Origin of the sequence: Acinetobacter sp. YH12134, from assembly GCF_013418555.1 — a bacterium.
In the GTDB taxonomy this organism is placed as follows: Bacteria; Pseudomonadota; Gammaproteobacteria; order Pseudomonadales; family Moraxellaceae; genus Acinetobacter; species Acinetobacter indicus.
In genome coordinates this window covers 33,166-48,629 of the sequence record NZ_VPBT01000007.1, presented here as the reverse complement: position 1 = coordinate 48,629, position 15,464 = coordinate 33,166, and the positions used below count along the sequence as shown (strand labels likewise).

The window sequence follows — 15,464 nt, the reverse complement described above, 5'->3', positions numbered from 1 at the left end:
CCTAGGCATGACTTTGTGAAATTAACACGCATCCACCATTGTAAAAACTTGAATGTGCAAAAGTACAAACAGCTTGAGAAACAAGCTGTTTTACTTGGTCGTATTCGTAGCGAGGTGTGGGCTAAATATGGTGCTATTTCAGGTTTGAATATCAGTGACAGAGCTATTCGTGATGCGTGGATGAAAGAAAGTCGTGACTTTGGTGTTTCTGCAAATGCGTGGAAAGAAACGCTACGTGATTGCATAGGTGATATTAAAGCCTATCGAGAAGCATCAAAAGACAAAGTAAAGCAGGCGATCCGAAAACGCACCTCCTGTAATAATGAACAAAAAAGACTATACACCTTGCTTAAAAAAGATGAATGGATGACTGATAATTTCCTCCATCGTCAAATGCGTAATCACTTTAAGCATGGTGTTAATCACACACATAATCAAATTATTGTTCGTGCGGATATGTGTAAAACCTTTGAGTTAAATGGTCAATGTTGGCTTAAAGTACCAAGCCTAATCCCTCGACAAACCATTAAAATCCCATTAAATACGACTGTTGATTTTGCGCCACAAGGCACACTTAGAATCATTCTAAAAAACGGTAATGTTGAAGTTCACTCAACTTATGATGCAGTTGAAACACAGGATTGTGGTCAGGAAACCGTAGGTGTTGATAAAGGGTACTCAGAAGCTTTTGTGGACTCTGATGGCGATGTATATGGGAGTGGTCTAGGCAAGCTGATCTCAAGTGAATCAGATTATTTAAATCAAAAGTACAAGCACAGAAACAAGCTCAGAGCGATTGCTAAAGCTAAACCACACAAGAAACAGAAAATTGAGTTAAATAATCTAGGTCGAAAAAAACTAGATAAGCGACAAGATACTCAAAAAGCAAAGCTCAAAACATTAATATTTACAGCAACTCACAAGTTGGTTGATAAAGCCAAAGTGATTGTTGCGGAAGATTTAACATCCCCAATTCAAAGTAAACGCAACTATGGCAAAAACACCAATAGACGCTTAAATACATGGGCTAAAGGTTTGTTAGCTAATGCCCTAACTTCTATATCTCACCGTAGAGGTTCTACGGTGCATCTAGTCAATTCTGCATATACTTCGCAAAGTGATTCTTTCTTGCATGGCCTTTTAATAGGTACACGTAAGGGAGATCGTTTTCACCGTTTCAATGGGGAAGTTGTGCAAGCTGATTGGAATGCTGCGAGAAACGTGCTTGCAAGATTAAACGACAATGAGATAAGTCGTTATACGCCTTACAAAACTGTAAAGCGTATATTGCAAGAACGGACTGACCGCTACAAGTCGGAACTGACCGACTCAGGCTCTAGTTACACGCTTGGCAACAAGACATTAACAGAGTGCGAATTAGTCCTTGAGTATGTTTGAATACATTTTAAGGAACAGTAGGATAAAAACATGCACTTATTTAAATTAACTGACGAACAACTCGCACAAATTCTTATCCCGAAACGATTTGTACCACCTACTCCACCTGAACATGAAGGCAAGAATATGGTCTATGTATTTGATAGTGAGGATAAGTTTGAACTGACTTATGATGAGCTGGTGGAAATCATTAGCAAAGCTAGAATGGCTGGTCCGAAGTTGATACCTGTCTTAGGCACCGTGAATTAAATTGTGCAGTGTTCGCACGCCACTTGAAACATAACTTGATTGGAAATGAATTTGGGCTGAGAAAAATTCAGTTCAAATTTAACCTGACGGGCACACTAAAAAATGGGTAATTGTCAGATCGAGTTTGGACTACAACACTTTAGCTCATCGATTTACCATACCGCTAATCTTGAGACTGTAAATTAAATTGTGTAATTGCCTGAATTTGCTATGTTCATATTCACAACGGAGTCAGGCAACATGATGAACGAACAAAAACTAAAAGACCTTGCAGCAGAATTTGCTAAAGGAATCAAAACAGAAGACGATCTCAATCAATTCACCCGATTGTTGACTAAACTCACTGTTGAAACGGCTCTCAATGCCGAACTTACCGAACATCTCGGACATGAAAAGAATGCTCGTAAGAACGGTTCAAATGCTCGTAACGGTTATTCCAGTAAGACCGTGCTGAGCGATGATGGTGAGATTGAGATCACCACACCACGAGATCGTGATGGCACATTTGAGCCACAGCTAATTAAAAAGAATCAGACTCGTATCACGCAAATGGATAGCCAAATTCTATCCCTTTATGCCAAAGGCATGACTACCCGTGAAATCGTGGCTACTTTCAAAGAAATGTACGATGCTGATGTATCGCCAACGCTTATTTCCAAGGTGACTGATGCTGTTAAGGAGCAAGTCGCTGAATGGCAGTGTTATCAACAAGGCTGTATTCCTTGCCTTAGGCATTAATCTTGATGGACAGAAAGAACTGCTCGGCATGTGGATGGCTGAGAATGAAGGTGCAAAGTTCTGGCTGAATGTCCTGACTGAGCTTAAAAACCGAGGGTTGCAGGATATTCTGATCGCCTGTGTGGATGGACTAAAAGGCTTTCCTGATGCCATTAACAGCGTATACCCGCAAACCCATATCCAGCTGTGCATTATCCATATGCTGCGTAACAGCTTGAAATACGTATCATGGAAAGATTACAAGGCCGTCACTCAGGATTTAAAAGCCGTTTATCAGTCACCTACTGAAGAGGCAGCCTTGATGGCCTTGGATCAATTCGCCCAAACATGGGATGACAAGTACCCACAGATCAGCAAAAGCTGGCGTACACACTGGGAGAATCTAAATACCTTCTTTGCTTATCCAGCCGAGATACGCAAAGCCATCTATACCACCAATGCGATCGAATCATTAAACAGCGTAATACGTCAGGCGATCAAAAAGCGTAAAGTCTTTCCAACGGATGATTCTGTACGTAAAGTGATTTACCTGGCAATTGATGCAGCGTCTAAAAAGTGGAATATGCCTATTCGCGACTGGCGTTTAGCCATGAGCCGCTTTATTATTGAATTCGGTGACCGCTTAAGCAATCACCTTTAAATTTATGAAAAGCAATTACACAAAATTATTTACAGGCTCCTAATCTTCACACCATTTTCGTAAATCCAGCGATCAAACTGTGATACTACATTCCGCTTATTAATCCAAGTCAGCATGGTGCTTTTCATAAAGGCAGTTTACTTATAAACAGGGAAATTTCTAAACAATTCCCCTTTAACATGCTTAGGCTATTTGATCCAGAGTTCATCTTTTTGCATCATTTTTAACATTAAATTAAATATAACCAGCGGAGTAACATTTTTTTTGTTAGAGCCGACAACTCTTTGAAAACTAAATTTAACGGTTCGCTCAGGAGCATCCAAATTAACTGGGTAGTTTTGTTTTTCTAAATACAGATGATCTCCTAACATTGGCTCTATACCAGTAATAAAATTAACAATTTGTTGCTCATCACCTTTCATTCGGCATTGAAAATGTAGAAAATTCTTACGCAGTTTTCCAAATAATAATAATATTTTAAGCGCCTTAACCATGTTCTTTTCTTTCAGTGCATCTTGCTGCCTATCATCTTTATAATGAAAATCAAGGAGAGGAATTATTTCATCTGGACGAGTCAGTTTTTTAGCCTTTTCGTAAAGTTCATCAAACCAACTCTCTTCTAAATTCTTACTATAAACATAATTCGTTTTTAAATTAAATTTTTGGCGATCCATCCATTTAGTGCTCATCCATTGACATCGTTGCATCCATTCTTGAGCTTGGGTATCTTCGCTTAATCGACCTTCTCTAAAACTTATCAAACGTTGAAAAGGTGTCAGAGTACTCTTCTCTATACTAAACTTCTTTTCTTGTCGGCCAGCCATCGTAACTGGCTGTGTTTGCTGATAAGAATTAAACCATTTCTGCTGCTGAGTATAACGATTTAGGTTTATGTAGTCTGTACTTGACTTCACTGGACTAAAACACTGTTCTAATACTTTTTTTGAAATGATACACGGCGAATTATAAATTCGATCGACTGCTAATAAATCCAAAACATGAAGGTAATTTGAAGCCGTTTGCTCAATACTGCTATGCCCCATCCAAGAGGCGAGCACCTGCCATTTATGTTGAATAATCTCTTCTTGAGCACGTGCTTTCATACCAAACAATAAATCCCTCATCTTTTTTGCTTTTACCCAAGGACAATCTGTGTAGGTCTTGATCATTTCTTTTGAACCGAGCAAAGTTATTGCTAGATAGTTAGCAGCACTGTGGCGTAATGTATGAAAACTAAAGCCATGATGCATACCTAATATTTGACTAAACAAATCTACTGTAATTTTGCTGATACATTGATCAGTTAATACACGATGATTCACACTAAAAAGTAGATCATCCTGCTGATTAACCAAATATTGCTCATAACGATGTTGTATGTAACGTTGTACTACTAAAAACTCATGTTCTGACAATGCAATTTTCAATGGTATTTGACGATTCGCACTTCGCGTTTTCAGACGGCGATATGAATTGTCTTGGATATGAAGCGTGATATTATTAAAAACTGTATTTTCTTTTTCTTTATAAAGTAGCTCTGGGCAAATAATATCTTGTATTTTAAGACAACGAACTTCATTTAATCGAAGTCCAGTTCTATAACTTAGTAAATACATCAGCTTTAAACAACTCAGATGATCGACCCACTCTGATGCCGTTGGCTCTTGACTTAAATTTTCTAGTTTTTCCAATAATTTGCCAAATAGCAAAGGACTCACTAGCCGTGCATTGCAAATTTGTAAATGCTTAAAACTTGAATTCTGTAACACCAATACCCCTGGAGCATCATAATTCTCTATACAGAATTGATGAAAATCTTTTAGGCGACCAAAACGGTATTCTGCGCTTTGGTGCATCTTACGAGAGGTTTTTCCTTTCACCGAATCTCGTTGAACTGCTTTTTCATCACGTTCACTGCTGTATTTCAATAGCTGCCGATATAAATCCTCATAGTCATCTATGGATTGTTGCTTTAAATCTAATTTATTGAGCCAAATCTCAAATATAAATTCTTTGCCAAACGATCCTAAGTAGCTTTCAATAGTTGATAATTGAAGCCCTCGTTTTTTTAAATGCATTAACCAGTGAATTAAGCGTAGTTGAGCATCAATTAAAGACTTTTCCTCCGTATTAGCATCAACTATCTTCTCCTCTAACACCCTTCTAGTTTCTTGCCAAAAACGTAGCGTGCGTTCTTCTTTATTCCTCTTTTTATCTAAACGCTCAACTTTTTGACCTTTACGTTTCTTTTGACCAAACAACATCAACTCATACGGAATCGTTTGTAATTTGCTTTGAACAGTCGGAACTTCAGGAAGTAACTGCTCTTGTTCAAAATGAATAGGGCGATTATCTGGTTCTGTGACTTGATTGTAATCATTATTCCACAGCAATCTAAATTCGGATGGCCTTAAAGCAACAGTATTAATCTCTTGCTGAAGCACATTACTCAAAAATATATCTATGCTGAGGTTTGGATTAAATTCGAGTACCATTTGCACATCATTAAATGCACGAAATCCACGGCGTTTAATTTGATATTGCAGATCCCCAAGACTTTTTTTCCTGCCTATCTTACTCAAGCTTTCTAAAATACAATCTTCAACTGAATGTTGCAGACAAAATTCTTTCTGAGCAGCTTTCAACTTTTTTAAATATTGCAAAATGAACTGCGCATATGGGTTAAAAAAAACATGTTTCCATTGGTACAACTTTCCCTGTTCTACATCGTTGCCATATTGAGAGTTTTCAACACGATAATGTAGTAACAATGGATTAGTGATTTTTTTGTAGTCCGAATGGTATAACCGAAAACAATTCAGATCTGTACCAAGCTCAATGGCCTCCTGCAATTGCTTCTGAATAGCAATCAAATGCTGTTCATCTGCACAGCCTGAAATATATATAAAACTTAAGCATAAATTTCCCCATAAGTACTTTGGTTCATTCCAATATTCAAATGAATCTTGCCAATACTGCCTTAATTCCTTAAGTACATGGATATGTAGATGCCCCTGTTCTAACCGTGACTCTGTACTCTCAATTTTTCTAGGCAGTACGATCCGTTTAGTATGTGGATTTAGCTTAATTCTGTATGATTTTTTATCTACATTCTGGTTGAATTGCTTCCTTCTTTTATTAAATTCATCTTCAGTAAATTGCATCAGTTTTGATTGTTCGTCTCGGCTCAACTTTTGACTCAAACAATCAACACTATCTTTAATGTCATGCCATTTTTCAGCGATCTGCTGATCAAGTTTTTGCTGCATTTCTTTCGTCAATACTTCAGGTGGAGAAGGCTGTCTATCTAGCGACTTTTTCACCATTTTATGAATATCAACAAATAGATCATCTAGTTGTGGTTTTATTAGTTCTTTGATTTTTTGCATACAACTATTTTCGCTCTAAGTGTTTAATCGATAAAGATTTGACATTATCTTGCAATTGCTGGCGGGCTTGCTGTACATAGACATTCGGGATAAGTGAAGAATGCGGATGAAAAGCCTCTCGGTCACGTTGGTCATGACCATACAGGGCCTGAATTAAGTGAAAAGCTAATGCTGGTTTACCCTCTTGCTGCTCATGCATCAAAAAGTTCATGTCAAAATGACGTAACCAATTCGAATACATATTCTTTGGAAAGACTCCTTGCATATATGAATTCACCCATTTTCTCGATAAAGGGATTAACTTAATTTTCCTGCTCTGCCATTCTTTGACAGTTATCGGCAAGATATCTTTACTAAAAATGACCTTACCAAAAAGATCATTTACAGTTATCTTCTTCTTTGCAAAGACTTGTCTAAAAAATGAACCGTACGCTTCAATAATTTGTTCTAAAAAGGCAGTGTAATTTTGCAGTGTTTTTATGAAAAAATCAGATAAAGGGATAAAACGACCATCTTTTCTTGCTTTACTATTTTTTTTATCATTCACATATAAAAGCTTGAGCTCAACACAATAATCATCCAAATTCCCCAACAGGTTTTTTTTAGGCCGACTTGCCAAACTCAACAAACTGATATGCCACATCCAACACGCATATGCATTAAGTTGATTAATAATGTGCTTATCTTCTTGGATGTTTTCGTGACAATGTCTATGTAAAATATGGAATTGCTCTTTCACAAAATTGGGTTCAAGTGCCAGTTGGCTCCCTATCCTTCCTATAGATAATGCAGATTGCACTTTGAATTGTTGTTGCAATATTTTTAGTTCAGCCGTGTCTTCAGTAAAATGTGTGGAATGTGGTGTAAGTGCTTTTTCTAAAAAGGCTAGATATGTGCTACTGAGTTGAGTTTTCGGTAGCCCGCCATAATAGATACCAGGCATGTGATGCTGACTATCCCGCCCAGCAATTACATGAGCAAGATATTCATTATATGTTTCATAATATATATGAAAATATAATTGAGCCTGCAGTTTTTCTACAGTGATCGAACCTACAAACCGATTATCAAGCCAATTCTTAAGTTTCGTATTAATGTGTGTTGATGAAATTAGTGGATTCGATGCTTGTTCTATATAGTCAAACCAAGCAGAAGGTAAATGTAGTTGATGTGTCATCACTTCATTCCACCGCACATGATTTAAGCTCTTAATCTTCTGCTCTGTAATTTTAAGATTTAATTTGAGTAAATATTCGCGACGTCTACTTGAACCATTCTGGATCAAAATTCCATCTTGAATAAGCTCGTTAAAATCCATCAGTGCGACGGGTGATAATCCCGTCAAAAGTGACAATAAACATGCTGCAGCGATTGCAGCATCCCTCCAGTGCCCGGATAACTCGGTTCTCAACACATAAACAATTTGCTTCAGTATATCTGGCGCCAAATAATGTGGATTTGTAACAAAAGGAGCATGACGGCGCTGGCGATGCCGCATTAGATGCGTCGCATTATCGCTGAGTATATAATTTAAATTTTTAGACTTTTCATCTTCTGAATAAAACTCCATTTCAGGATCTAATAGATCAACTTCACCCTCTTCATCTTTGTGAAGAGCGGCATCATAAATACTAATCTTTGCGTTATGTCCAATATCTACTTGCTTACCCGTTTTAATTTCACGAAATTTTTTGAGTTCATTTTTCGTCGGCCATTGCAAAACTTTGCTTTTTTTTGACTTACGCTGACGATGAACTACACGACGATCATCTAGTCTTTTAAAAATTATTAATAGAGCCGATAAATACTCTATGACTTGTACTTGTTCGAAATCTTTAATATTAAAAAGTTGATTACGATCCTCTTTTTTCAAATTACGTTCGTACGTGACATAACAATTTAGCAGCTTACTACATTCATGAAATAATTCAGCATGATTAGAATCCAGCACATATCGTGAGACATAGCGTAATAGGTCACAAACATGTTTTTGCTTATTCTCAGCTTTATCAATTTTTGCAAATTCTTGATACTGCCGATATGTTAAAAAACTCGCTTGTAGAATCAAATAACGTTGCGATGACAGCTCTTGTGTATTACTAGAATCTGGACATGCAAAAAAACTCACAGCAGCTAAAAAAGAATACTTACCGATCTGTCTGGAGCCTGATATATAGCTATAAATTTGTTGTGCTAATTTGTATAGAGCGTAGACATCTTTATACAAATCATCTGATAGATCGACAAATTGTGTATTTACAATATCATCACGTAATAGACAATAATCTTGTTGATATTTTTCTGCTAAATCTAAGAATTGCTCTTGTGTTTCAATGTTTGGCATATTCATTTTCGCTTAATATTTTTATCACGTTGCATTGTTTAAATTCATTGTGATCAGAACGATTTGGTAAAAGTTGATCCTTTATTGAATTCTTTGTTAGCTTAAAAAATCTTGCAAAAAATTTAGCATCCAGTTCTTTCTGAGCTTTTCTTTCAAAGCACAAGTGTTGTTGTGATTTTTCGATAAAATCATCAAGATTATGTATCAACTGTAAGATTGCAACATAATTAGAATGCACACGTAAGCCTGGCTCCGTTTGCATCAATAGCAAGATTTTTTGCCAAATTTTCACATAGATTATTTTGAACTTTGCTTGTACTACTACTTTCTGACTCTGTTTAATCTTTTTGATTTTCAGTAGTTCTGAGTTAATTTTTACTATCTCAAGTTGAACATTTTTTCGGTCAAAGCAAAAGGGCATGATAAATTGCCCCATAAAAATTTCTATATTTTTTACCAAATAGTCAAATCTTAACATTTTTATCGATTTAAAAAATGAGCATATCTTTGTATATGAAACTTCATTTAATTTATCAACTAAATTTTCTCAAAATTACAATTCTCAACAAATACATACGGTTTGCTTATCTATGACGGTCTAAATTTTAAGAATTCTTCCACTTTTTTTTAGTTTTCTGTTATTACATGAAACAATACCGTTGTATTACATTTTAGAAATGCTGTGTATGCAGCATTGATCAAAAAGATTCTCTGCTATACTTACTTCACGTGTAGCATCAATGGAGTTTCGAAATGCTCAGAACCACTGAACAGAAAAGAAAATATATTCAAGCGACACGTTCGCAAAACTATCAAGCCAGCCTAAAGCTTGAAGGCATTACAACGACAGCTCAAACAACTCAACAAAGTAAAGCTGAAATCTTGCAAAAATATAAGAAGTATTCGCAACCCGAATCTTAGTCAGGTGCATGTATGGATAAATATGGGGAAATGGGTGACAGCCTGTATTGTTACCCTGGCACAAATATCCTAAAGAACAAACTCAATATTCGTGATGAACAAATTTTAGAACAAGCTGAACTAGAACTGTCTGGATTGGCAAGTAACTTAATTGAATATGCTGAACCACCTTACGACTTACAATACTTAAAATCAATTCATGCGCAGCTCTTTGGCGACTTATACGACTGGGCAGGAAAGTTAAGACAAATCGATATTTCCAAAGGTGACACCCGTTTTTGTAATTTTTCCCGTATTGAAATTGAAACCAATAAACTACTCAAACCGCTTCAAGAAAAAAAATACTTTCAAGGCTTAGCACCACAACAACTGATTCCTCAACTTGCCGACTTGTATTGTGAGCTTAATGTCATACACCCATTCCGTGAAGGTAATGGACGTACACAACGGATTTTCTTTGAGCATCTGATTGCTCATTGTGGTTATGGTATTGATTGGTCTCGCATTGACTCTCAACAACAATGGATTCAAGCCAATATTGAAGGTTTTTATGGTAATTTAAATCCATTAATTAAGATTTTTGAAATATGCTTTATTCAAAATACCTAAAATTTAAGTAGTCGAAGCCCACAATCCTTAATGAGCCATCATCTTTGCTTCAATCCACTGATTAATTTCCCAAATAAACCAACAATCACGATTCTTAGAAATCTTAATACTCTTCGGGTAATTTAGGATCGTAATATTCAGATTACTTATCCAGAATTGAATAGATCGTTAACTTAGATAGACTTTTAAGCAATGTAACTTGCCGCATGTTTATCAACATATGTCTCAAAAAAGTCTGCCCATACATAGATTTATGGTGTTTAGTGCTTAAATTTCAGATTAATCTTCGTCTGATGACCTGAATGGATGTTACAGATTACATGCAGGTGAATTACTCTGTGGCTGTATCATGGCTTTTGTGCAATCCAATCCATTTGATCCGAATGTTCTCTTTTGCAATAAAGCAGCCTCTTCTGCTTTTCCTGAACCAACGAACTATGTCATTGATTTGATTCAACCGACAACAGTGATGCTGAATCAAATCTCCAAAGAAGGGATTAAATGCAAGAAATGTGGTAAGAAAAAGATAGGGGATGGAAGTTATTATCCGTCTAATTGGAACCAGCCCATGAGTCGAGATCAGTTGAGTAAGAATCATTTTAAATGAATAAGAGAAGGATGGCTTACCTCACTTCTCCGAATAACAATGCTATGCTTTTCAACCAAGGTTATAAATTGGCAACTACATTTCATTCTTCTTCATGCTGGTCCTATAGCCTGTAGACAATTACTACATCATTTGCATTCAATGCTCAATACAGCCTGTCAGCAGAACCGCAGCGATACTTTTTTTCGTGCATACATGTAGTGTTTAAATCCATTCATTTTTCAATGATCCTCTGCCGTTTATCACATTTATGGTCGATCTTTAACCTTGTGAAAAATGCACATACCGATCCCTTCAAACTGTCAAATTTATGTATGCATGACATTTAAAGAAAATTATCTGATCAATTTTTTTAGGTAAAATTCATCAAGAAAAAAGTTATTATTATTCATAACATCACCAATAACCACATAAAAACAATAATTTAATAAATTATTCTTCCAATTTTTTTATATTTAGTGTTATTACCTCTAAATCCATGTTTACCACCTTCTATTACATAAGTAATTTAGAAGTATCCACGATATAAATTGCTTGCCCTCACACCTCTCCCCTCTCACGCCCAAAAAATTTATACTGAAAGGCAGATTAAGCCCGTTCGAGTTACATATAGCCGCATGCTATATTGAAAGCATTAAGAAAATATCCTCAATATTTATAGGATTTTTAAAGTATGAACTAATTTTCGAAGAACCCTTTCTAAGTAATGTGACCTATTAGGAAAAATGAAAATACTGAAATCTCCGTATCAACAATCAGTCAAAGTACATCCTGATGATTTTCTGTAACCGATACCCAAGGACTATACCTACCCTTCTGATGTGCTGTGCAACAAAGCCCTCCTTAGCCACACTATAGCTATAGATTAATTCCATTATTTTGTGATTTAATTAAATTATTCATTCTTAAGACCCAATTTAATGGATTTATATTTCACTAAACCAGAAGAAGTTGTGACTCTTTTAGGTGAGCGTTTACGTAAGCAACGACTCTTTCTGGAGATGTCTCAAGCTGAGGTAGCAGCACGCGCTGGTGTCGGCGTGAATACAGTTTCGAATCTTGAAGCGGGACGAAATGTATCTGTTGAAAATTTAGTCCGTATTGCAATGGTCTTGGGTCGATTAAACGAACTTCAGGAACTATTTAAACCTCAGCTTAACAGTGTGAATGACATTCTTCGCTATGAGAGTCAAAGTAAGCGCCACCGTATTAAGAGGAAGGGATAATGCTCAATAGACTTAATGTTTATTACAACGGTTGGGGCGAATCATGGTTATGGGGAACGCTGATTAGTTCAACAGCCACGACAGGTAGACCCACCATTGCTTTTGAATATAGTCCAGAAGCAATACAGCAAGGTGTTGAGCTCTCTTCTTACTTGCTGCCTTTAAAAGGTCTACCATTCAGACAAGGTTTTCCTACTCATCAAATGGGACTCCCAGGTCCAGTCTATGACGCTTTACCAGATGGTTGGGGCATGATGTTGATGGATCGATATTTCAAAAAAATTGGCTTAAATTCAGCACGAATTGGACCTTTGGAGCGTCTGACCTATATTAGTAGTCACGCAATGGGTGCCCTCTCCTTTGAACCTTGTGTTGCTGACATGCAAACCTCAGAAAATATCCCTTTACAACAACTGGCCCAGGAAGTTCAAGAAGTACTCAAAGGTGAAGGTGGTGAATTTCTACAGCATTTATTGGTCATGGGTGGCTCCCCTCAAGGTGCCAGACCAAAAGCGTTGGTTTACCGAGATCCTGTCAATTTAGAGTTTTCGACTCAAGATTCTGATCAACATGAAGCCTGGCTGATTAAGTTTCCTGCTCAGCAAGAGCATCCTGAAGTCTGCGCCATTGAAGCCGTCTATGCAGAATGTTTGCGACTTTGTGCAATTGAGACTCCAGATACCCATTTCTTTAATTTGCCCAATGGTTTAACGGCTTTTGCTTCTAAACGATTCGATCGTCAAAATGGTATGCGGATTCCAATGCAGAGTTTGGCTGCATATACAGGAGCAGACTATAAAGTTCCAGGTAGCCTAGACTATCGCAATTTTCTCCGGGCAACCTTGATGTGTACGCAAGATGTACGAGAAAGATTGCATGCTTTTAAACGTGCTGTGTTTAATGTGCTTTTCAATAATCGGGATGACCATACTAAGAACTTTTCATTTCTCATGGAGAAAAATGGTCAATGGAAATTGGCTCCAGCCTATGATGTGACCTTCTGCGAGGGTCCAGGTGGTTATCATCAAATGGACATTATGGGAGAAGCGCTCAATATTTCCCGAAATGACATACATAAACTCGGTACTTCAGAAGCTAATCTGACTACTCTAGAAGTCGATGAGATCATCTTGACCATGCGTGAAATTGCACTTCAATTTAGTCAAATTGCGCAGCGCCTGTATCCCCATCAAATTCGAGAATCTACCCTACAGATGATTCAATCACGGATTCAACAGAATATTGATTTTTTAACTGAAACCTAAGCGTAAATATAAACTAAGCGCCAACCATCAACTGCAAATAGACTTTGATATAGTTAGTCGCTACATAATCTGTAGAACCTGTGAATTAGCTCTCTTTATAATCACGAATATTAGATGGATCACCGCCAAGATATATTCTGCAAACGTGAAATCACTACATCCAGATCGAAAATCACTAAGAAAAAACTGTCACCAAAAAAAGGTCTGCACTATGGATAGATGCAGACCAAACTCTGGATAACTACCAGCACGAGAAATATGTCGCAATTTTGCATAGACATGAATTTGATAAAATCAGCCCAGAAAGCCAGAAATTCATAAAAACTATTTCATCAATCCCCTATAACTTAATCACGTTCATGGTCGATCTTAAATCTTGTGAAAAGTACTCATGCTGACCTAGCCAAACTGTAAAACTCATGTATTCATAGCCTTTAAATGAATCTTTCAATCGGTATATTTAAGGTAAAAACTAGTAATCAGAAGTTATTATCACCCCCATATAAAACAAGGATCAACTTAAAAACAATAACTTAGTAAATTATTCTTCCATTTTTTTTATATTTAGTGTTATTTACTGTAGTCATTAGAACACTCTTCTTTGGAATACTCTGAAGAAAACTGTAAGGTTGTAAACAGACCAAGTTACAGCGAGTAACTGATTCAGAAAAAGGCTGGTTGTATGGTGAAAGTTTAGAGTTACTGTTCTAATGTTTTAAACAAATGTTTTGTTAAAAAGGAGCAACATATGAAATTTCACATCGCTAATATGACTTGTGGTGGTTGTGCACGCGGCATTACTACCGCAATTAAAGAGCTCGACTCGAATGCCTCACTCGATATTGATTTACAAAACCGTATTATTGAAATCAACACAACGGTGAGTCAGGATCAAGTCATTGCCACTCTCAGTGAGCGTGGATTTACAGCTGATCCTGCTTAATCTCTGTTAGAGTAACAGTGGGAATTCCTTACCACTTTTACTCTCTTATTTTCCTCATCGTACAGATAAAACCTGTACTTGCTTGAAATAAAAGTAATCCCTGAATTCCACCTAATCTTGGTTCGAGCTGATCTTCGCATATAGAACTCAGCATATCTAAATGATAGAGATCGTATATGAGTACCGAAATGACTGATACGCCACACTACAGTGAAACATTAGAGATTGAGGGGATGACATGTGCTTCTTGTGTAGGCCGTGTGGAAAAAGCTTTAAAATCTGTTGAGGGTGTTGAATCGGCTCATGTAAATCTGGCTACCGAAAAAGCAGTCATTTATGCGCATCAACCACTTGATCGCGCTACTTTAATTAAAGCCGTAGAAAAAGCAGGCTACGAAGGGCTTTGTTGCATAAATATGTAAGCATCTGATTTAAATAAATTTAATTTTGGATCAAAAAACAATCAAAACTTTTAAAATCATATAGTTATGAAATCTTTGTGCAACAAAGCCCTGAATCCATAAGAGTTCCGATCAGCAGTGGTCTCCGCGATGGGTTCCAAAGCCAGCAGATGGAGCGCCTGCATGGCCCGGCATTTCATCGTGGGTATCCCGAGAGGTCTCATCTTGCCATTTTTCTTCGGAATAAGGACTCTCCGAAGCGGAAGGGGCGTGTAACCTCGCCTCTTCAACGACATCATCGCACCGGTCTTGGCCTTGGGTGTATTCCAAGTCACCTTGTCGACCCCAGCCGTGTTTTTGCCTTTGTTTTCAGACACTCGTTTGACGGCCAATGCTTTGCCACTAAACGAGTGAGTCAGCAGCCATTGCAAAGCTTTCGCCTTGTTATGCCTGCCGTCTTGTACCGCCTTCACAATACGCGCTTGCAGCCCTCTGACATGACGCTGTACAGCAATCCAATCGATGCTGTCCCACGATGTGCTGGAAGGTGCACACGCTGATACTGCTGCATTCATTTGCTCTCCCTCCATTAAAAGGGTTCTACACACTCTCTTGTGATGAGAGACCATAAGGACGTCAGCCCGCTTTCGCGTGGGGTAATGTTTCAACCTCTATCCAACCCATTACAGACTGGCATTCGCTTTTTCCTCGTTCCTTCGCCCGCATCACCATGG

At 37.4% G+C, this 15,464-nt stretch carries 11 protein-coding genes and 3 pseudogenes; 10 read left to right on the top strand and 4 right to left on the bottom strand.

Annotated features, from left to right (window positions below; all coding sequences use genetic code 11):
- Positions 1-15: 15 nt before the first annotated feature.
- The 3 genes and pseudogenes from FTU69_RS06640 (at position 16) to FTU69_RS06630 (ending at position 3,025) form a co-directional block, all read left to right on the top strand.
- Entirely contained in the window at positions 16-1,398 is a 1,383-nt protein-coding gene (locus tag FTU69_RS06640) for an IS200/IS605 family accessory protein TnpB-related protein (RefSeq protein ID WP_159153749.1), read from the top strand.
- A gap of 30 nt (positions 1,399-1,428) precedes the next feature.
- Entirely contained in the window at positions 1,429-1,647 is a 219-nt protein-coding gene (locus FTU69_RS06635; RefSeq protein ID WP_000550047.1) for a hypothetical protein, read from the top strand.
- A gap of 243 nt (positions 1,648-1,890) precedes the next feature.
- Positions 1,891-3,025 (top strand): annotated as a pseudogene (locus FTU69_RS06630) (IS256 family transposase).
- Between the two features lie 188 nt (positions 3,026-3,213).
- Here FTU69_RS06630 and FTU69_RS06625 read toward each other — a convergent pair.
- The 3 genes from FTU69_RS06625 to FTU69_RS06615 are packed head-to-tail and all read right to left on the bottom strand — an operon-like array spanning position 3,214 to position 9,236.
- Entirely contained in the window at positions 3,214-6,414 is a 3,201-nt protein-coding gene (locus tag FTU69_RS06625; protein ID WP_127800785.1) for a site-specific integrase, read from the bottom strand.
- A gap of 4 nt (positions 6,415-6,418) precedes the next feature.
- Positions 6,419-8,758, bottom strand: a complete 2,340-nt coding sequence (locus tag FTU69_RS06620; RefSeq protein ID WP_127800787.1) for a hypothetical protein — start codon at positions 8,756-8,758, stop codon at positions 6,419-6,421.
- Positions 8,745-9,236, bottom strand: coding sequence for a hypothetical protein (locus tag FTU69_RS06615; RefSeq protein WP_000943375.1), 492 nt, complete (start codon positions 9,234-9,236; stop codon positions 8,745-8,747). Before FTU69_RS06615 ends, FTU69_RS06620 begins: the two co-directional genes overlap by 14 nt.
- Before the next feature lie 275 nt (positions 9,237-9,511).
- Between FTU69_RS06615 and FTU69_RS06610 the strand changes: the two genes are divergently transcribed.
- From FTU69_RS06610 to FTU69_RS06580, 7 genes and pseudogenes are all read left to right on the top strand, one after another.
- Positions 9,512-9,679, top strand: a complete 168-nt coding sequence (locus FTU69_RS06610) for a YhfG family protein (protein WP_000946583.1) — start codon at positions 9,512-9,514, stop codon at positions 9,677-9,679.
- 12 nt (positions 9,680-9,691) lie between these two features.
- The gene (locus tag FTU69_RS06605) at positions 9,692-10,288 is read left to right on the top strand and encodes a putative adenosine monophosphate-protein transferase Fic (RefSeq protein ID WP_179990952.1); all 597 of its coding nucleotides are present in this window, start codon (positions 9,692-9,694) and stop codon (positions 10,286-10,288) included.
- Between the two features lie 349 nt (positions 10,289-10,637).
- Complete coding sequence (locus FTU69_RS06600) at positions 10,638-10,895, top strand: hypothetical protein (RefSeq protein ID WP_004726728.1); 258 nt, start codon at positions 10,638-10,640, stop codon at positions 10,893-10,895.
- A 920-nt stretch (positions 10,896-11,815) separates the two neighbouring features.
- On the top strand, positions 11,816-12,121 hold the full coding sequence (locus FTU69_RS06595) for a helix-turn-helix domain-containing protein (RefSeq protein WP_000366814.1): 306 nt from the start codon (positions 11,816-11,818) through the stop codon (positions 12,119-12,121).
- The gene (locus tag FTU69_RS06590; protein ID WP_000934717.1) at positions 12,121-13,386 is read left to right on the top strand and encodes a type II toxin-antitoxin system HipA family toxin; all 1,266 of its coding nucleotides are present in this window, start codon (positions 12,121-12,123) and stop codon (positions 13,384-13,386) included. The genes FTU69_RS06595 and FTU69_RS06590 overlap by 1 nt, the downstream gene beginning before the upstream one ends.
- A 748-nt stretch (positions 13,387-14,134) precedes the next feature.
- Positions 14,135-14,329 (top strand): heavy-metal-associated domain-containing protein, encoded by a 195-nt coding sequence (locus FTU69_RS06585; RefSeq protein WP_179990953.1) that lies wholly within the window; start codon positions 14,135-14,137, stop codon positions 14,327-14,329.
- Between the two features lie 176 nt (positions 14,330-14,505).
- Positions 14,506-14,727 (top strand): annotated as a pseudogene (locus FTU69_RS06580) (cation transporter); the annotation flags it as partial.
- 113 nt (positions 14,728-14,840) lie between these two features.
- Here FTU69_RS06580 and FTU69_RS06575 read toward each other — a convergent pair.
- A pseudogene (locus FTU69_RS06575) lies at positions 14,841-15,305 on the bottom strand (reverse transcriptase N-terminal domain-containing protein); the annotation flags it as partial.
- Positions 15,306-15,464 lie beyond the last annotated feature (159 nt).